The sequence below is a fragment of the Ensifer sp. KUDG1 genome (assembly GCF_050434285.1).
Lineage (GTDB): Bacteria > Pseudomonadota > Alphaproteobacteria > Rhizobiales > Rhizobiaceae > Ensifer.
The window spans coordinates 214360-232612 of record NZ_JBNDIG010000002.1 but is presented as its reverse complement, the minus strand read 5'-3'; the positions used below and the strand labels follow the sequence as shown (position 1 = coordinate 232612).

21 protein-coding genes and 1 other RNA gene are annotated in these 18253 nt (G+C 63.5%); 9 read left to right on the top strand and 13 right to left on the bottom strand.

What is annotated here, in order from left to right; all coding sequences use genetic code 11:
- Positions 1–3: 3 nt before the first annotated feature.
- On the bottom strand, positions 4–1104 hold the full coding sequence (gene cax, locus M2267_RS06510) for a calcium/proton exchanger (RefSeq protein ID WP_429113337.1): 1101 nt from the start codon (positions 1102–1104) through the stop codon (positions 4–6).
- A 273-nt stretch (positions 1105–1377) separates the two neighbouring features.
- Here cax and M2267_RS06505 point away from each other — a divergent pair, with 273 nt between their 5' ends.
- Both M2267_RS06505 and M2267_RS06500 read left to right on the top strand, forming a co-directional pair.
- Entirely contained in the window at positions 1378–3390 is a 2013-nt protein-coding gene (locus M2267_RS06505) for an ATP-binding protein (protein ID WP_043621542.1), read from the top strand.
- A 132-nt stretch (positions 3391–3522) separates the two neighbouring features.
- Complete coding sequence (locus M2267_RS06500; RefSeq protein ID WP_429113334.1) at positions 3523–4236, top strand: class I SAM-dependent methyltransferase; 714 nt, start codon at positions 3523–3525, stop codon at positions 4234–4236.
- A gap of 20 nt (positions 4237–4256) precedes the next feature.
- Here the strand turns inward: M2267_RS06500 and M2267_RS06495 are convergent, their stop codons facing one another.
- Positions 4257–4670 carry a winged helix-turn-helix transcriptional regulator gene (locus tag M2267_RS06495; RefSeq protein ID WP_429113333.1) on the bottom strand — a complete coding sequence of 138 codons (414 nt, stop codon included), beginning with the start codon at positions 4668–4670 and terminating at the stop codon, positions 4257–4259.
- 160 nt (positions 4671–4830) lie between these two features.
- Between M2267_RS06495 and M2267_RS06490 the strand changes: the two genes are divergently transcribed.
- Positions 4831–5223, top strand: coding sequence for an MAPEG family protein (locus M2267_RS06490; protein WP_429113330.1), 393 nt, complete (start codon positions 4831–4833; stop codon positions 5221–5223).
- Positions 5224–5341: 118 nt separating this feature from the next.
- Complete coding sequence (locus M2267_RS06485) at positions 5342–5743, top strand: VOC family protein (RefSeq protein ID WP_402318981.1); 402 nt, start codon at positions 5342–5344, stop codon at positions 5741–5743.
- A 19-nt stretch (positions 5744–5762) separates the two neighbouring features.
- Here the strand turns inward: M2267_RS06485 and miaA are convergent, their stop codons facing one another.
- A complete protein-coding gene (gene miaA / locus M2267_RS06480; protein ID WP_429113328.1) occupies positions 5763–6674 on the bottom strand; it encodes a tRNA (adenosine(37)-N6)-dimethylallyltransferase MiaA in 912 nt (303 codons plus the stop codon).
- Here miaA and serB point away from each other — a divergent pair.
- Together serB and M2267_RS06470 are read left to right on the top strand one after the other, a co-directional pair.
- Positions 6673–7560 (top strand): phosphoserine phosphatase SerB, encoded by an 888-nt coding sequence (gene serB, locus M2267_RS06475; RefSeq protein ID WP_429113325.1) that lies wholly within the window; start codon positions 6673–6675, stop codon positions 7558–7560. The two genes, miaA and serB, sit on opposite strands and share 2 nt — an antisense overlap.
- Entirely contained in the window at positions 7557–8132 is a 576-nt protein-coding gene (locus M2267_RS06470; RefSeq protein ID WP_429113322.1) for a GNAT family N-acetyltransferase, read from the top strand. The genes serB and M2267_RS06470 overlap by 4 nt, the downstream gene beginning before the upstream one ends.
- Positions 8133–8211: 79 nt before the next feature.
- On the opposite strand, the gene M2267_RS06465 is transcribed toward M2267_RS06470, so the two are convergent.
- From M2267_RS06465 to M2267_RS06420, 10 genes are all read right to left on the bottom strand, one after another.
- The gene (locus M2267_RS06465) at positions 8212–9117 is read right to left on the bottom strand and encodes a LysR substrate-binding domain-containing protein (RefSeq protein ID WP_429113319.1); all 906 of its coding nucleotides are present in this window, start codon (positions 9115–9117) and stop codon (positions 8212–8214) included.
- A gap of 589 nt (positions 9118–9706) precedes the next feature.
- Positions 9707–11227 carry a DegQ family serine endoprotease gene (locus M2267_RS06460; protein WP_082006127.1) on the bottom strand — a complete coding sequence of 507 codons (1521 nt, stop codon included), beginning with the start codon at positions 11225–11227 and terminating at the stop codon, positions 9707–9709.
- Between the two features lie 271 nt (positions 11228–11498).
- The gene (locus tag M2267_RS06455) at positions 11499–11885 is read right to left on the bottom strand and encodes an ACT domain-containing protein (protein ID WP_043621496.1); all 387 of its coding nucleotides are present in this window, start codon (positions 11883–11885) and stop codon (positions 11499–11501) included.
- A gap of 6 nt (positions 11886–11891) precedes the next feature.
- A complete protein-coding gene (locus M2267_RS06450) occupies positions 11892–12077 on the bottom strand; it encodes a DUF2065 domain-containing protein (protein ID WP_034792618.1) in 186 nt (61 codons plus the stop codon).
- A gap of 7 nt (positions 12078–12084) precedes the next feature.
- A complete protein-coding gene (gene hflC, locus M2267_RS06445) occupies positions 12085–13005 on the bottom strand; it encodes a protease modulator HflC (RefSeq protein ID WP_043621493.1) in 921 nt (306 codons plus the stop codon).
- Positions 13002–14120 carry an FtsH protease activity modulator HflK gene (hflK, locus tag M2267_RS06440; RefSeq protein WP_034792611.1) on the bottom strand — a complete coding sequence of 373 codons (1119 nt, stop codon included), beginning with the start codon at positions 14118–14120 and terminating at the stop codon, positions 13002–13004. The genes hflC and hflK overlap by 4 nt, the downstream gene beginning before the upstream one ends.
- Positions 14121–14276: 156 nt before the next feature.
- Positions 14277–14813: a dihydrofolate reductase gene (locus M2267_RS06435; RefSeq protein WP_043621490.1), complete on the bottom strand. Its 537-nt coding sequence runs from the start codon at positions 14811–14813 to the stop codon at positions 14277–14279.
- Entirely contained in the window at positions 14806–15411 is a 606-nt protein-coding gene (locus M2267_RS06430) for a glutathione S-transferase (RefSeq protein WP_192446702.1), read from the bottom strand. The genes M2267_RS06435 and M2267_RS06430 overlap by 8 nt, the downstream gene beginning before the upstream one ends.
- A gap of 169 nt (positions 15412–15580) precedes the next feature.
- Entirely contained in the window at positions 15581–16375 is a 795-nt protein-coding gene (locus M2267_RS06425; protein ID WP_060515960.1) for a thymidylate synthase, read from the bottom strand.
- Positions 16376–16474: 99 nt separating this feature from the next.
- Positions 16475–16783, bottom strand: coding sequence for a DUF2853 family protein (locus M2267_RS06420; protein ID WP_043621481.1), 309 nt, complete (start codon positions 16781–16783; stop codon positions 16475–16477).
- A 146-nt stretch (positions 16784–16929) separates the two neighbouring features.
- On the opposite strand from M2267_RS06420, the gene ssrA reads away from it, so the two are divergent.
- From ssrA to M2267_RS06405, 3 genes are all read left to right on the top strand, one after another.
- Positions 16930–17288, top strand: a transfer-messenger RNA (tmRNA) gene (ssrA, locus tag M2267_RS06415).
- Between the two features lie 139 nt (positions 17289–17427).
- Positions 17428–17940: an SspB family protein gene (locus M2267_RS06410; RefSeq protein WP_043621479.1), complete on the top strand. Its 513-nt coding sequence runs from the start codon at positions 17428–17430 to the stop codon at positions 17938–17940.
- Between the two features lie 18 nt (positions 17941–17958).
- Positions 17959–18171, top strand: coding sequence for a DUF4169 family protein (locus M2267_RS06405; RefSeq protein WP_043621476.1), 213 nt, complete (start codon positions 17959–17961; stop codon positions 18169–18171).
- Positions 18172–18253 lie beyond the last annotated feature (82 nt).

Below are 18253 nucleotides of genomic sequence, written 5' to 3'. Positions count from 1 at the left end.
GCCTCAGGGCTGGACCTGCGGCGGCAGCAGGAACAGCGTCATGCCAAAGATCACATAGACGGTGAGCGCCAGCACGCCCATGTACCAGGCGGACCGCCCGCCGTTGGAAAGCAGCGTCGCGGCCATGGTCGAGACCAGCATCATCACGATCGCCCCCGGCCAGAACTGCAGGTCCATCGGTTGCGGCCCGAGCACGTAACTCAGGAGCACCAGCAGCGGCGCCACGAAGAGCGCAATCTGCACGGCGCTGCCGAGCGCAATGCCGACGCTGAGGTCGAGCCGATCCTTGCGCGCCGCGGAGAAAGCCGTCGCCATCTCGGCGGCAGCGCCCACGAGCGCGACGACGACGAAGCCGACAAAGGCCGGCGTCATGCCAAGCTCTTCGGCCGCCACCTGCACCGAGCTGACGAAGACTTCGCTGACGAGCGCCACAAGAACCGTCACCACCAGCAGGACGACGATACCCACCGAAAGCGGCCAATGCGGTTCATCGCCGCCATGCTCCGATGCAGCCGAGGCGAAAAGCTCGCTGTGGGTCTTCAGCGAAAACAGCATCCAGAGCCCATAGGCTATGATGAGTACGACGGAGAGACCGGCGCTCAGTTGCTGGGTGAAGGCTGCCTGCGGCTGGCCGTCGGCAGCCCCGATCAACGACGGCACGAGCACGGCAATCGTCGCCATGAACAGCAGGCTCGACAGAAACCGCGCATTCACCCGGTTGAACTCCTGCAGGTGAAACTTGAGCCCGCCAAGGAGAAACGAACCACCGAGCATGAACAGCGTGTTGGTGACGATGGCGCCGGCGATCGAGGCCTTGACCAGCAGATACTGGCCGGCGGCGAGCGCCATCAGCGCAATGACAAGCTCCGTCAGGTTGCCGAGCGTCGCATTGAGCAGTGCACCCACCGTGTCGCCGGTGCGGGACGCGACCGCCTCCGTCGCCTGGCTCAAAAGTGCGGCCAGCGGCACGATCGCCGCCACCGACAGCAGGAAGAGCAGCGTATGGGCGTCCGGCCAGATATGCTCGCCGGCGATGGCGATGGGCACGAAGACGATCAGCCAGAGAATGGGTGTACGACGAAAATGATCCAGTGCATCGCTCATGGCCGTTTCCCCCTAGCCCCTTGAGCACCCGCAGTCCGAAGCGCCCTCCCGGTTCGCAAGACGAGTCGCTTGAACGCACTGTAATTATCCCGCGTTCGGCATGAGCCCGCATTGACTTTCGTCAAGTCCTGCAGCCGCGCGTTGAAAGTACGGGCCGGTGCGCTGAGATCCGCTCCAGCGCAGTGAGCGCCCCTTCACGGCGCAAACCCTGCGAAACCACTTATTAAATCCCCTTGGCTAACATGAAGCGCCGTATTGCCGGGGTTTCTCGCGTTGCTGAACAATGAACTTCATTCCTCGATCCGTGCCGGAGAGCAGGATCGCCGTGATGGCCTGAAGCCTGGCAACCGTTTCCTCGGACGGGTGGTTGCCTGCAACGGTGCGCGCGCCACGATCGCCGCCATTGCTGAAAGCGGCGAGACGTCGCTGACCGAACTCTGGTCCGTCGGCCGGCTGATCTCCATTTCCGTCGGCAGGAACCGCGTGGTGGCGCTGGTCTATTCGATGCAGACAGCCTCCAGCGAGTGGGGCGAAGAGGCCAACAACACCTTCCGGATCGAAGTCGAGCTGATGGGCGAGGTCCACAGGGGGCCTGACGGTCGCGAGGAGTTTTCCGCCGGCATCAGCCAATACCCCTATCTCGGCGCCATCGCCCACCGCATCCGCGCTGCCGACCTTGCGCGCATCTACGATTCCGGCCGCAACGACAGCTGCATCATCGGCAAGCTGACCCAGGACGAGAGCCTCGACGCCACGATCCACGTGCCCTCGATGCTCGCCAAGCATTTCGCCATCGTCGGCACGACCGGCGTCGGCAAGTCGACCGCCGTCACGCTGCTGCTCAACAAGGCGATATCGGCCGATCCGAAGCTGCGCGTGCTGATCCTCGACCCGCACAACGAATTCGCCGCCGCCTTCCCCGACCTTGCCGTCGTCATCGACACCGATACGCTCGACCTGCCGTTCTGGTTCTTCCGGCTTGACGAGTTCGCCGAAGTGATCTTCCGCGGCCGTCCGGCGCCGCCGGACGAACTCGACATGCTGCGCGACATCATCCCCGAGGCGAAGAAGGCCTTCCGTGGCGGTGGCAGCGACGGCATCGTGCGCCGACAGACCGAAAAGAGCTCGATCACCGCCGACACGCCGGTGCCCTACCGCATCGCCGACCTGCTCGCGCTGATCGACGAGCGCATCGGCCGGCTCGAAGGGCGCAACGACAAGCCGCATCTGCGCTCGCTCAAGGTCAAGATCGTCTCGGCGATCAACGATCCGCGCTATCATTTCATGTTCTCCTCGAACACGATCACCGACACCATCCAAGACACGATCGCCCGGGTGTTTCGCATTCCCGGCGACGGGCGGCCGATCGCCACCTTCCAGCTCGCCGGCATCCCCTCGGAAGTCGTCAACTCCGTTGCCTCAGTGCTTTGCCGCATGGCGTTTGAAATCGGACTCTGGAGCAATGGCGGCATCCACATGCTCGTCGTCTGCGAAGAGGCGCACCGCTACGTTCCGGCCGATCCGTCGCTCGGCTTTCTGCCGACCCGCCAGGCGATCGCCCGCATCGCCAAGGAGGGCCGCAAATACGGCGTCTCGCTCGGCATCATCACCCAGCGCCCCGGCGAACTCGATCCGACGATCCTGTCGCAGTGCTCGACGGTCTTTGCCATGCGCCTTGCCAACGACCGCGACCAGGACATCATCCGCTCGGCCATTCCGAACTCGTCGACCTCGACCACCAGCTTCATTTCCTCGATCGGCAACGGCGAGGCGATCGCGTTCGGTGAGGCTGTCGCCGTGCCGATGCGCATGCGCTTTTCCCGCATTGCCGAGGAGCGCCTGCCGCGCGCCCACGGGATCATCGACCGCATCGACGAGGACCATCCGCCGACCGTCGACCTGCGCGCGATCGTCAGCCGGATGCGCGCCATCAACGGGCCGGATATTTCGAACTTCCAGCAGAGCTACATCGCTGCACAGACCGCCAGCGAAGAACAGCGCTGGGAAGCGGAACTGGGCGCCACGGCAGAAACAAAGCCGCAACAGGGCCTCAGCGAGCCACAGGTCGAAATCGAGCCCTATCGTCCGGACATGCTTCCGCGCGCGCCTGCGCCCGTCAACCCGGAGCTGGAGCGCTTCAACCAGATCCGCCAGCAGCTCCTGAACGAGCCGCCCGCGACCGACCAACGCCGCCCGGACCCCGCGTCCGGCGAGCGCCCGCGCCAAGGCTCGCTTCGCGAAAGCCTGTTGAAGCGCCCGCTCGGCAGCATCATCCGCAAGCCATAGTTTGCGGCACCGGCCGACCAGGCGGCACCGCACATTCGGCCTTGCCCGATCGCGGCACCGGCCGATAGGATAGTCATTTCAATCGCTTCGACAGCCGAATGGCGCCTTCCGGCGGGCAGCGGAGGAACAATCTTGTCTGAAAACGACTACGACGCCTTTGCGGCAGACTATGATGCCGACAATGAAAACAATGCCTGGAACGCCTATTACGAGCGGCCGGCGACGCTGTCTCTCGCCGGCGACGTTGCCGGCCTTCGGGTGCTCGACGCCGGCTGCGGCGGCGGCGCGCATGCAGCAGCGCTGATCGCGCGCGGCGCCACGGTGACGGGCATCGACCGGAGCGCCGGTCTGCTGGAAATCGCCCGGCGTCGCCTCGAAGGGGGTGCGCGATTGCTGCTGGCCGATCTGAGCGAACCCCTGCCATTTGACGACGGCGCCTTCGATCTCGTCGTGGCATCGCTCGTCATGCACTATCTGGAGGACTGGTCGCTTCCGCTTCTGGAATTCAACCGCGTTCTGGCGAAGGGCGGCCGGCTGGTTCTTTCCACCCATCACCCGTTCATGGACCACCCGCTCTCCGGTCACGACAACTACTTCGAGACCTATTGCTTCGACGATACCTGGGAACGCGGCGGCAGGACCATCCACATGCGCTTCTGGCACCGCCCGCTGCATGCCATGTTCGACGCGTTCAAATCGGCCGGCTTTGCCATCGAGACGGTGAGCGAGCCTGAACCCGATCCTCGCGCCCGCACGCTCTTTCCGAAAGCCTACAAAAGCCTCACGACCGAGCCGCGCTTCCTCTTCTTCTCGCTCGTGAAGGCGGGAGACCGGCAACCCTATTGAAGCCGGTTGGACAGGAAAACTCAGATCCCGAGGATTTCCTCGTGCGCCCCGGTCGCGCCCCAGCGGACGATCTCGGCCAGGATCGGCATCAACGCTCGGCCCTGGTCGGTCAGGCTGTATTCCACCTTGCGCGGCACCACCGGATAGTCCCGACGGCTGATCAGGCCGCGCTCCTCCAGCTCCCGCAATTCGCGGCTGAGAACACGCGGCGTGATCGGTTTTCCAAGCCCGCCCCGAAGCAGCGAGCGCCCAATCTCGCCATAGCGATGCGTGCCGCCTTCGAGCACGCAGAGGATGTGCAGCTTGTAGCGCCCGCCGACGATCCGGGTAAAGGCGATGGCGGGGCAGAGCCGGATATGGCTCATGTCGAGCCCGGTCAGGCTGGACACTTTCGGGCCTACGCCACGTCCGGGTTTCACGGCTTGTTCCGTCATGCAGGCGGCCCTCCGTACTATCCTATTTGTCCGTATTTACGATATCATACCAAAGAGTTAGCGTCCTTCCAGCGAAACATTGCAGGGAGGAAGGCACGATGGCAAAGCGCGACCGGGCGAACTCACTGGCGCCGTCCGAGACGGCTTTCGGAGCGCGGCCATGAGTGTTGAGATGACCGTTCTGGCGCTCGGCTGCGTCTTCGGCATCGTCCAGGTTTTCGTCGCGGCGCAACTCCAGACCCGCCAGCATGGACTCGCCTGGTCGCTCTCGTCGCGCGAGGTGGCCATGCCGCCGCCGACACCCCTGGTCGGCCGGCTGAAGCGCGCACAGGCAAATTTTCTCGAGACTTTTCCCTTCGCTGCGTCCGCGCTGCTGGCGGTCGAAATCACCGGCGCAAACGACGCGACGACGGAACTCGGTGCGATCGTCTGGCTTTCGGCGCGGCTCGCCTTCTGGTTCGCCTATGCGATCGGCATCCCCGTGCTGCGCTCGGCCCTGTTTGCGACCAGCATCATCGGGATCGGACTGGTGCTGTGGCCGCTGCTGGCGTGACGACGACGGTCGGAAGCAACGTGGGAACAATCGGGCAAGCCACCCGTTGTCGTGGCGACACCTTGGGGTAGTATCGCTTAAGAGGCTGTCGAACGGCCGACGAGGACGGGAGCGCGCCATGGTCACAAGCATCACCCCTTTCCTGATGTTCCAGGATGGCGTCGCCGACGCCGCCATGGCCTTCTACGTCTCGCTGTTTCCCAATGCCGAGGTGCTGGAGGTCGAGCGCTACGGCCCGGACGAGCAAGGTCCCGAAGGCAGCGTCAAGGTGGCGCTCTTCCGGCTCGGCGCGCAGCGGGTCAAATGTATCGACAGCCCGGTCAGGCACGCCTTCGACTTCACCCCATCCTTTTCCTTCTTCGTCGAATGCCAGAGCGAGGATGAGATCATCACGCTCTCGGGCATGCTCGCCGAAGGCGGAGCGGTGTTGATGCCGCTCGGCAATTACGGCTTCAGCCAGCGATTCAGCTGGGTCAACGACCGCTTCGGCGTGTCCTGGCAGCTGAACCTCGCCGACTGATCCGCAGCAACGCCGCTCGTCAAAGCACCTCCTCGGCGCTCGCAATGCGCTGCCAGCTGTCGTCGAGCTGGTTACGAAACCACGTCATCTGGCGCTTGGCATATTGCCGCGTGGCCGCAGCGCCCAACTCGACCACCTCGGCCTCGTCGAGTTCGCCCTTCAGAAGGGCTGCGATCTGGCTGACGCCGATCGCCTTCATAACAGGCATTTCCGGCGGCAGCTGGAGGGAAAGCAGCGCCTTGACCTCGTCGATTGCGCCGCCGGCAAGCATCAACTGGAAGCGCCGGTTGATGCGATCGTGCAGGAGCTTTCGCTCCGGCAGCACCACATATTTCTTGGCCCGGTCCGGGTCGACGATGACAAGCCCGGTCTGCTGCTGGAAAAAGCGGATCGGCTTGCCGGTCGCCTCCACCACTTCGAGCGCCCGCACGATCCGCTGGCCGTCGCCGGGCTTCAGTGTCGCCGCCGTTTCCGGATCCCTGGCTTGAAGGTCGCGATAAAGCGCCTCCGGCCCTTCCGCCTTCAGCCGTTCGCGAAGCCTTTCCCGGATTGCTGCCGGGATTTCCGGCATATCCGAGAGCCCGCCGGTCAGTGCCTTGAAATAGAGCCCCGTGCCGCCGACGAAGACCGGCAAGCGCCCCACGCCCTTCAGCCGCGCGACCAGAGCCTGCGCCTCGCGTGCCCAAGCGCCGGTGGAATAGGCGGATGCTGCCGGCACATGGCCGTAAAGACAGTGCTCGATGCCGCCCATGTCGGCCTCGTCCGGCCGCGCCGTCAAAAGCCGCAGCGTGTCGTAGACCTGCATGCTGTCGGCATTGACGACCACGCCGCCGTGCCGGCGCGCCAATTCGACGGCAAGCGCAGACTTGCCGCTGGCGGTCGGCCCGGTTATCAGGATCGCGTCGCTCTCGGTATCAAGGTTGTTGTCCATGGCTCTCGTTGCCACGCTTATCGCCAATCCGTCAAATCCTGTTCTGACGCCAGCACTGGCGGAAGCCGCCGCTGACGCCGTCAAGGCATCCGGCCTCTATTGGCTCGCCGATGGCGTCGCCTGCGATATCGCGCTGACCGACGGCACCGATCCGGATGCGGCCGAAGCCGTGCTGCGCGGCGTGATGGGCGATGCGCCGGTCGATGTCGCCGTGCAGGAGGCCGAAAGCCGCCGCAAGAAGCTGCTCATCGCCGACATGGACTCGACCATGATCGGCCAGGAATGCATCGACGAACTCGCCGCCGAAGTCGGCCTGAAAGACAAGGTGGCAGCGATCACCGCCCGCGCCATGAACGGCGAGATCGCCTTCGAGCCGGCACTGATCGAACGCGTCGCTCTGCTGAAGGGCCTGCCGCTCGGTGTCGTCGACGAGGTCATCGCCAAGCGCATCACGCTGACCCCGGGCGGTAAACAACTGATCGCGACGATGAAGAACAAGGGCCATTACACCGCGCTCGTCTCCGGCGGCTTCACCGTTTTCACCGGCCCGATCGCCGAGATGCTCGGCTTTGACGAGAACCGCGCCAATACGCTGATCGCCGAAGACGGGATCCTCACAGGCGAAGTTGCCGATCCCATCCTCGGCAAGCAGGCCAAGGTCGACTCGCTGGTCGAGATCGCAGACCGCCTCGGCATCTCCACCGACGATGCGCTTGCCGTCGGCGACGGTGCCAACGATCTCGGCATGATCCAGCTTGCCGGCACCGGCGTGGCGCTGCATGCCAAACCCGTGGTCGCCGAGCAGGCGAAGGTGCGCATCGACCACGGCGACCTGACCGCCCTTCTCTATCTGCAGGGCTATCGCAAGACGGATTTCGCGGGATGATCATCGCCGAGACCGAGCGGCTTCGCATTCGGACGTGGAAGGAGAGCGACCGCGCTCTCTTCTTCACGATCAACAGCGACCCCAAGGTCATGGAGTTCTTTCCCTTCCGCCGCAGCCGCGAAGAGGCCGATGCGCTCTTTGCGCGCGTCGGCAAGGGCATCGCCGAAACCGGCTTCGGCTTCTTCGCCGTGGCGCTCAAGGCCGACGACCGACCGATCGGCTTCTGCGGCCTCGCGCTGACGGATCTGGAACCGCACCTGCCCAAGGGAACGGTCGAAATCGGCTGGCGGCTGGCAACGCCCTTCTGGGGCAAGGGCTACGTGACCGAAGCGGCCAGTGCCCTGCTGCGCTATGGCTTCGAGGACAGGGGCTTGAGCGAGGTCGTCTCCTTCGCGGTTCCCGCCAACACCCGCTCGACCGCCGTGATGCAACGGATCGGCATGCACCGCGACCCAAGCCGCGACTTCGATCACCCCCGCGTCCCAACCGACCAGCCGGCCCTGATCCGGCACGTGCTTTACGCCATCAGCGCCGAGGAATGGCGCGCGCACCGTTCAAAGGCTGGGACGTAAGCCGGCGCTTTCGAGCGTGCCCATCGCTGCCCCCCCCCCCGCAAGCCGAGGGAGAGACGCCAGTGGCGGACGCCGGCGCTTACCGTGCCTGCCGCCCCGCCCCCGGATAGCTTCGCTCGACCCAGTCGACAAAAGCCCGCGCTGCCTGCGACAAAGCATCGAAACGCCGCGTCACCAGAAAGAATGCGCCATAGGGAACGGTGACGTTGAAGGGCTGGATCAGCCTTCCGGCCGCGAGATCATCGAGCGCGTGGTCACGGTCGATCAGGCCGATGCCGCTGCCTCTGACGGTCGCCTGCAGCACCATCGCGCCATCGGCAAAGATGGCGCCACGCTCCAGCTTGACCGGAGCCACGCCCGCGGCCGCGAACCATTGCTCCCAGAGCGCACGGTTGTCCTCGTGCAGGAGCGCATGCTGCAAGAGGTCCTCTGGCCGGTCGAGCGGCTGGCCGGCCGTGGCAAGTGCCGGCGCGATCACCGGGATCATCTGCACGCGCGCCAGCGGTCGCGCCTCGACCCGCGGCCAGCGTTCCGAGGCCAGGCTGTGGCGAATGGCGATGTCGGCCTCGCCGCTGCGAAACTCGGCAAGTCGCGGATCGGCATCGATCACCAGATCGATGTCCGGGTGCTCCCGCTGGAACTCCTGAAGGTGCGGCACCAGCCAGCAGCCGGCAAAAGATGGCTCCGCGCTCACCTTCAGCGTCTGCGACAGTCGGCGTCCGGAGAGCGCATCGAGACTTTCGCTCACCATGTCGAAAGCCAAGGTCAGCGTCGCAAGCAGCGCACGGCCATCGGCAGTCAGCGCCACGCTACGGTGGTGCCGCTCAAACAGCGGCCGGCCGATCAACTCTTCGAGTTCGCGCACCTGCCGGCTGATCGCGGCCTGAGAGACGAAGAGTTCGGCCGCGGCCAGCGTGAAACTCTCCAGCCGCCCGGCCGCCTCGAAACTCCGCAACGCCGTCAAGGGCAGTCGTCCACGCTTCATGCATAACCTCAAGTTATCTGAAGGCGACTGTAAACTCGTTTGAGGGATGCCGGCAAGTGGAGTGAAATGCTTGCAGGAAAGGAGGTGCGGCAATGCATACGATCATCGAAATCCTGTTCGAAGCTCTCAGGCTGATGACTTTCCAGCCGGCACGCAAGTCGTCCCCGCACCCCACGCAAGCGAGCAACGACTGCTGAAGGAAAGGCACCTCACCGCTTCGGGAATGCCCCCTCTGCCCAGCCCTCTCCCCGCCGACGGGAGAGGGAACGTACGCCACCGCGAACGCTCTGCTGCGGCACGATCTGAGAAGTCACGGGATCGCTCAGAGAGTGTTGCATGGCGCAGGTCTGCGAGCGGGCGCGGCAACGTCCCTTCTTCCCGCAATCGGCGAGAAGGTCCCGGCAGCGAAATGAGGGGCTGCGCCTGATACACATTACAAGCGCACTGCGGCCCGTCGAGCGGACCGCAGCCTTGAATCAAAACCTGAGGAGGTGGATTCAGCTTCTCAGCCCCAGAGGCGATACCACTGAAAAGACTCAGACAATCGGCCTCGACCGATGCCGCAGGATCAGGGAAGGCGCGACGCGCCCTATTCCACCCTGACACTGACGAAGCGCAGTTCGCCGGTCTTGTTGGAGAGCAACAGCTGCGCGTGGCGACGGCCGCTGGATTTCAGCTCCTCGACCCGATCGACCACGTCGGCGGGCGTCTCCATCGCCTCCTGACCGACCTCGACGATGACGTCGCCCGGCTCCACGCGCCGCTCTGCCGCGACCGAATTCGGTGTCACCTCGGTGATCACGACGCCGTCGATGTCTTCGGCAATGCCGTATTTCTTGCGCGCCTCTTCGTTGAGCGTCGCAAGCTTCATGCCGAGCACGACATCGGTCGCTGGAAGCGGTGCAGCCTCCGGCTTGTCGGGCTTCGCCCCCTCGTCGCCGGTCGCTGCGTCAGCACTTGCAAGCGCGCCATCCTCGAGGCGTCCGAGCGTCACCTTGACTGTCTGTTCCTTGCCGTCGCGGATCACCACCACATCGACCGCCTTGCCGACGGGGCTTTCGGCGACCACGCGTTTCAGGTCGCGCACCTCGCCGACATCATGGCCATCGAATTTGACGATGACGTCGCCGGCCTTGATCTCGCCGTGCGTGATCGGTCCACCCTCGATGATACCGGAAACGAGCGCGCCGCGCGGCGCGTCCATCTTCAGGCTCTCGGCGATATCGTCGTTCACCGGCTGGACCCGCACGCCGAGCCAGCCGCGCCGCGTCTCGCCGAAGTCCTTGAGCTGCAGCACCACATTGGCGGCAAGTTCGGTCGGCACGGAGAAGCCGATGCCGATCGAACCGCCCGTCGGCGAGATGATCGCCGTGTTGATGCCGATCACTTCGCCGGCCATGTTGAACAGCGGCCCGCCGGAATTGCCGCGATTGATCGCAGCGTCCGTCTGGATGAAATTGTCATAGGGGCCGGCGTTGATGTTGCGGCCGCGCGCCGAGATGATGCCGACGGAAACGGAGCCGCCGAGGCCGAACGGGTTGCCGATCGCCATTACCCAGTCACCGATGCGCATCTTGCGCGAATCCCCGAAGGGCACGGCCTTCAGCGGCCCTTTCGGTTCGACCTTCAGGACGGCGAGGTCGGTTTGGGTATCCTTGCCGACCAGCGTGGCCTTCAGCTTGCTGCCATTGGCGAAGTTGATCTCGATATCGTCGGCGCCCTCGATCACGTGGTTGTTGGTGACGATATAGCCGGAGGGATCGATGACGAAGCCGGAGCCGAGCGATTCGACCGTGCGCTGGCGGTTACCGCCCTGATTGCCCTGGCCCTTGAAGAATTCGTCGAAATAGCGCTGGTAGGGCGAGCCCTCCGGCACCTGCGGCGCCGGCGCATCGTCGTCGTTCTTGACCTTCTGCGACGTCGCGATGTTGACGACGGCATCCAGCAGTCCGGCGGCGAGATCGGCAACGGAGGCCGGGCCGTTGCTCGGCGGGCGGATCGCCGTGTTCTGCGCGAGTGCGGTGCTGCTGAAGGCAAGCGCGCCTGCGAGCGCCAGAACGCCCAGGGACGCGCCAAGCGAGTGTACTCGGGATTTTGATCGCGTGGACAATTCGCTTCAGCTCCTCTGGCTGTGTGCGGCGACACCGGCACACCATAGCACTTTGATTCTTCGCATAATTCCGCCTCGACCGAAACCGCCGGCCGGGCTTATGCGGCGGATTTGACAAACGCAAGCCGCAAGACCGCAACGTCCGACCTTCCTCTGAAGATAAGGCGGAATTCGGAAGGGTCCAAACACGATTTCCTGATCCTTGCGCAGAAGGGTGCGAAAGGACGGGCGTTCCCGGCCAAGCCGTTACGTCGAGGCCGGGCGTGGCTGATCAGGTGGTGAGCTCGTGGCCGTGGTCTTTCAGCGCCTGCACCGCCTTGTCGAGATCGGAGCCGGCAACGAAGATGTAGTCGGTGCTGAAGGTCGAATTGGCAAAGACGCCGACGCCGGCATCCGAAAGCGGCCGGAGCACCGAGGCGAGCACGCCGGGCACGTCAAAGGCAAAATGTTGCTCGACACGGAAGCAGCGCCAGCCGAGCGAACTCTGGACGCTGGAAGGAACGCGGGCGGCCCGGCAGACCAGCGTCATCTCCTCGCGGGAGCTAGACACGGTCCAGAAGCCTGGCCCCGGCAGCCATTCGGGCATGATGGAACCGATATTGAGGCGGGTGATGGCGTATTCGGCATCGACCAGCCGGATCAGCAGTTTATGTGGCATTTCGCATTATCCTCGAAGCAACCATACAAGTCCGACCCCGGCAGCCACGCAAACGAGCCCCGCCAGTCGAAGCTGATGTTCGGGGACATACGGCAAACGCTTCGCCATTTCCACCAAAACCAAAGGGGCCAGTGCGTACACCAGCCCCTCGATGATCAGGAAGAAAGCAAATCCTGTCAGAAAATCTGACATGGTCCGCCTAGTTTCCGGCCGGCTGCTGCGCAGGTGCAGCCGGTGCGGTGCCTTCCGAGTCATTGAAGAAACGGAAGAATTCGGAATGCGGCGACAGCACCAGCGTCGTGTCGGGGCTACCGATCGACTGGGTATAGGCCGTCATCGAACGGTAGAATTCGAAGAACTTCGGATCGCGCGCAAAGGCGTCGGCAAAGGTCTTCGTCCGTTCGGCTTCGCCCTCACCGCGCAGGATTTCCGAATCGCGCTGGGCGTCGGCGACGATCTCGACGACCTGACGGTCGGCGATGGCGCGGCGGCGCTGGCCCTCTTCGTTACCGCGGGCGCGGATCAGTTCGGCTTCCGCCAGACGTTCGGCCTTCATGCGGTCGTAGGTCTGCTGCGAAACTTCCTGCGTCAGGTCGGTACGACGGATGCGGACGTCCTCGATGTTGAGGCCGAGCGACTCGGCATCGCCCTTGAGGTCGGCGCGAACTTCACGCATCATTGATGCGCGCTCGTCCGAAAGGGCCGCCTCGAAGCCACGCAGACCGTAGACGCGACGCAGCGATGCGTCGAGACGGGTGCGCAGGCGCGATTCCGCGGAATCGCGGTCGCCCGAGACCGTTTCGCGGAAGCGACGGGGATCGGAGATCTTGTAGACGACGAAGGCGTCGACTTCATAGAACTTGCCGCCCGAGACCTGGACACGGATGTTGTCGAGGTCGAAGCGCAGCGCCTGGTCTTCGACGTACTGGACGCGGTCGGCATCCATGAAGGCGAAGGGCAGCTTGAAGTAGAGGCCCGGCTGGCTCTTGACGTCCTTGATCTGACCGAAGCGCACGACGATCGCCTGCTGGCGCTCGTTGACGACGAAGACCGAGGAATAGATGCCGACGAAGACGACGGCGAGCAGGATCAGGATAACGGAGGTACGATTGTTGATCACTGGCCGGCTCCCGAAACTGCTGCGGCACCCGACGTCGTCGGACGACCGATTTCATTCAGCGGCAGATATGGCAGAACGCCCTGCCCGTTCTTCTCGTCGATGATGACCTTCTTCGACTTGCCGAGAACGCCCTGCATGGTTTCGAGATAGAGACGCTTGCGGGTCACGTCAGGCGCCTTGGAGTACTCGTCATAGACGGAGATGAAGCGCTGCGCCTCACCCTGTGCTTCCTTGACGACACGGTCCTTGTAGGCGGCCGCTTCTTCGCGGATCTGCGCACCCTGACCGCGTGCCTTGCCGAGCACCTGGTTGGCATACTGGTTGGCTTCTTCGACGAAGCGGTCTTCGTCCTGCTCGGCGCGCTGCACTTCGTCGAACGCATCGGCCACTTCGCGCGGCGGTGCGGCGTCCTCGATCGCGACCGTGTTGACGGAAACGCCGGTACCGTAGGTGTCCATCGTTGCCTGGATCGTGCTCTTCACGTCCGCGGCGATCGCCTGACGGTTGTCACGGAAGATGTCCTGCGCCGGACGGCGACCGACGACTTCGCGCATCGCGCTTTCGGCGACCTGCTGCAGCGTGTCGGACGGGTTCTCGACGTTGAAGAGGTAAGCCTTCGGATCGGTGACCGAATAAAGCACCGAGAACTGGACGTTGACGATGTTCTGGTCGCCGGTCAGCATCAGGCCGGAATTCGACTGACCGCTGGAGCGGCCGCCGATGTTCTGCTGCTGCTCGGTGATCTTGACGAATTCGACGGTCTCGAATGGCCAGAAATGATAATGCAGGCCAGGCATCGAGATCTCGTCCTTCGGCTTGCCGAAGCGCATCTCGACGCCGCGCTCGTCCGGCTGCACCGTGTAGATCGAATTGATCAGGACAAAACCGACGATCAGCAGGCCGATAATGGCGAAGACGCCACCATTGAAGCCGCCGGGAACGACGTTCTTAAGCTGGTCCTGGCCACGGCGAATGATCTCTTCCAGATCCGGCGGGCCGCCCTTGCCGCCACGCGGCCGGTTTGGCCCCTGGCCCCAGGGACCTCCCTGATTGCCGCCACCGCCGCCGCCGCCCCATGGGCCACCGCCGCCGCCATTCTGATTGCTCCAGGGCATCAAAACCTCTCTTTTGAATACTTCCCACGCAAAACGGCCGCGCCACCGCACGGTCGTTTATGATGTGAAACCGTTATAGGTATCACCCGCACCGCTTTCAACGCGATAGACCCGAGTTCACCGTAAATGGTTCAAAATAGTTGACGATCCGCCGCGTCAGGCTGTCGCACGCCGCTTAAACGTGACGAAATGCATGGCGTGGCTGTCCTTCTCACCCTGCGGCAGATCCTCTTCGAACACCTTCTCGAACACGCCGAGATCGATATCGGGGAAGCGCGTATCGCCATCCACGGTCGCCTGGACCTCGGTCACGTGCAGGATATCGGCCAGCGCAATCGACTGGCGGTAGATCTCGCCACCGCCGATCACGCAGATCTCGTCCACGCCCGCAGCCTGCGCCTCTCGGCCCGCAAGCGCGATCGCCGCATCGAGCGACGGCACGACGCTTGCCCCTTCCGCGACAAAATCCGCGTTGCGGGTGATGACGATGTTGGCGCGGCCGGGAAGCGGGCGCCCGAGCGAGGCCCAGGTCTTGCGCCCCATGATCACGGGCTTGCCGATCGTGAGCGCCTTGAAGCGCTTGAGATCGGTCGAAAGCCGCCAGGGCAGATCGCCATCGCGGCCGATGACGCCGTTGGCGGCAACGGCGACGACGATCGATATCTTCGGATGAGTGGTCTTCGTTTCAGTCATGGAACCCGTTCGGTTTGCTGTCGATTTCTCTGGCCCGGTCATGGGCGGCCCGGTCCGTCACGACGCGGATGTACCGATCGACGACCGTGCTTTCCGGCAGTAACTTGCGCATCCACTGCAGCGCGCTTGCTAGAAGCAGATCGGCCGCGCTCATCGTTTCGCCGAGCAGATAGGTCTGGCGGGTGAGCACATCGATCACATGGGCGCACATTTCGCTATAGAGCCGTGCCTGCGCCGGATTGTTGATGGTCGCACCCGAGATATGGGCGAGCGCCGTCGGCTCGATCACGCCCGCATAATAGGCAAGCCAGGAGAGATAGGCGCCGCGCTCCTTGTGTCCGGGCGGCCGGCCGAGGCTGCTGTTGGGATGAAGGTCGGTGAGATATTGCACGACCGCGGCCGACTCCCAGATCACCGCGCCATTATGAATGAGCGCCGGCACCTGCTTGTGCGGATGCGGATTGTTGTCGTCGGGCGCGCCGGAACCGTCCCAGCGGCGGATCGAGACGTAGCGGATCTCGTATTCCGCGCCCAGCTCCTCAAGCAGCCAGACGATGCGCGAGGATCGCGACAGCGGCGCATGGACGAGTGTGAGCATCGATACCTCCCTTGGACGACAGCCCTCCCCGGCCGCCCCTTCAGCTTTGGATTGCCGGCCCCTGCGCCTATGGGCGACGAAAGCACCTGCCCCGCCCGAAGGGTGGCGCGGCATCGGCATCGAGAAGACTTCAGAAATGCGGACCGGCCACCCGCAGCATCAGGATATGTCAGACGGCGATCGGCGCCTTGATCGATGAATCGGCTTCGTAGCCGACGAGCGTAAAGTCTTCGAAACGGAAGGAAAAGAGATCTTTCACGTCTGGATTGATTTCCATCCGCGGCAGCGCCTTCGGCGTGCGGGTGAGCTGCAGCCGGGCCTGTTCGAAATGGTTGTGGTAGATGTGTGCGTCGCCGAGCGTGTGCACGAAATCGCCCGGCTTCAGGCCCGTCACCTGCGCCACCATCATCGTCAAAAGCGCATAGGAGGCGATGTTGAAGGGCACGCCGAGAAAGATGTCGGCCGAGCGCTGGTAGAGCTGGCAGGAGAGTTTGCCATCGGAGACGTAGAACTGGAACAGGCAATGGCAGGGCGGCAGCGCCATCTCGTCGACCAGCGCCGGGTTCCAGGCCGAGACGATGTGGCGGCGCGAATTCGGGTTGGTCTTCAGGCTTTCGACAAGGCCGGCAATCTGGTCGATGTGGCGTCCGTCCGGTGCCGGCCAGGAGCGCCACTGGTAGCCGTAGACCGGGCCGAGGTCGCCGTTCTCGTCGGCCCATTCGTCCCAGATGGTGACGCCGTTTTCCTTGAGGTAGCGGATATTGGTATCGCCCTTCAGGAACCACAGCAGTTCATGGATGATCGAGCGCAGGTGCAGCTTCTTGGTCGTCAGCACCGGGAAGCCCTCGGAAAGGTCGAAGCGCATCTGGTGGCCGAAGACCGAGCGCGTGCCCGTTCCGGTCCGGTCGCCCCGGTCGGATCCGTTGGTCATCACATGGTCGAGAAGATCGAGATATTGCTGCATGGTCTGGCGCCGCCGATTCGTATTTTCCCTAAATTTAGGACGAAGCCGGCGACGAACCAATGACCACGGGACGATTATCCCGGATAATTCGGCGGGGCGCTACAAGGTCTGCAGCTTGCCGAGGTTCTTGGCCACCAGATAATAGAAGGTGACGCGCGATTTCGACCGGTCCGCCGACATCGCCTTGACGGTGGCGTCGATCGCACTGTCCGCATCGGCGCCGCTGATGCCGAGCTTCTTTTCGCACCATTTCTCCCTGACCCGCTCGAGCTCCTTCGGATCCGAGGCCGAAACGAGCGAGGAATCCCGGTTGCGAAGCGCAATGCCAAGGTGGCGCACGATCTTGTTGACGATCGCTTCGTCGGCGCCGCTGTCGTATTTCTGCACATCTGCGAGGTAGTCCGTCATGAGTCCTCCAGCTTGCTTTGCTTTTCGAAATTGCAGCCGGGCAATGCCGGCCGCGTGGCAGCAGCGGGAGTTTTTCACGGATGCCGGTCAAGTCAAGGCAGTTCGGCGCGAGCCAGTCCGGGAGAAAGTCATATATCCGACACATCCCCCTTTTCTTGAGCCCCGGAAAGACCTATATGAACCCTGCCGTCTTCGGGCGGCTATGGCAATAAACGGGCGATGAAATAAACCCATTGGACCCGGGGGCGGTACCCGGCGCCTCCACCAAAAACCGATCTTCCGGGATCGGCTTTTGATGGGGGCGAAATAGGATCGACAAGGGCGTAAAGATCGACTTTTTGCTCGGCATTGTACCACCGTTATCGGGCTAAACTTATAGTTGCAAACGACAACTATGCTGAAGCACGTCTCGCTGCTTAATCGCGGTGCGACACTTCAAATCAAGTCCTTCCGGGTAGCACCGTAAGGCGGGGTCCGAAGGCACCTGGCAACAGAAGCCTTCACCTTCTCCCCCGCTTCGAAATGGTCTATAGATGCTTGAATAATTGACTCGTCTGCTTCAGACGGGCAATGAAAAGCCGACGGCAAGACGTCGTGCCGGCAGCCGACAAGTAAGATTGAGTTCGAGGAAAGACGGGACACTCATGGGCCAGGACCACATCCGCTACGACATTCTGGCACAGGACGCGCTCCGCAGCGTCATCCGCAAGGTCCTGACCGAAGTCGCGACGACCGGCCACCTGCCGGGCGAACACCATTTCTTCATCACCTTCCTCACCGGCGCGCCGGGCGTGCGCATCTCGCAGCACCTGAAAGCCAAGTATCCCGAACAGATGACCATCGTCGTCCAGCACCAGTTCTGGGAGCTGAAGGTCACGGACGTCGGCTTCGAGATCGGCCTCTCCTTCTCCGACACGCCGGAACGTCTGGTCATCCCGTTCAACGCCATCCGCGGCTTCTACGACCCGTCGGTCAATTTCGAACTGGAGTTCGACGTGGCGGCCGGCGAGGAGGAAGAACAGGAATCGGCGGAGATCACCGCCTACCCCGTTCCGGAAGAAAATGCCGAGACCTCGGCCAAGGACGACAAGCCCACCGAGCCGAAGAACGGCGGCGGCTCCGTCGTCTCGCTCGATTCCTTCCGAAAGAAGAACTGATCCGAGGAGCCGCGGCTCATGACCGGCGACGTCGTCAATCTGCGCCAGTTCCGCAAGCGCCGCGAGCGCACGGAAAAGGAAAAGCAGGCCGAGCAGAACCGCATCTCCTTCGGCCGTACCAAGGCCGAAAAATCCCTGACGAAGGCGCTGAACGACAAGGCGGAAACCCGCCTTGACCAGGGCCGCATCGAGCGCCCTGCCGCAGACGAAGGCGACGCCGGCAAGGACTGAGCCCGCAAAAGCGATTCCGGAGCAAGGACTTGCGGCGATGTCCGGACTCGAAATGCCAATCCCTTGAATCAATCTCTAAGGC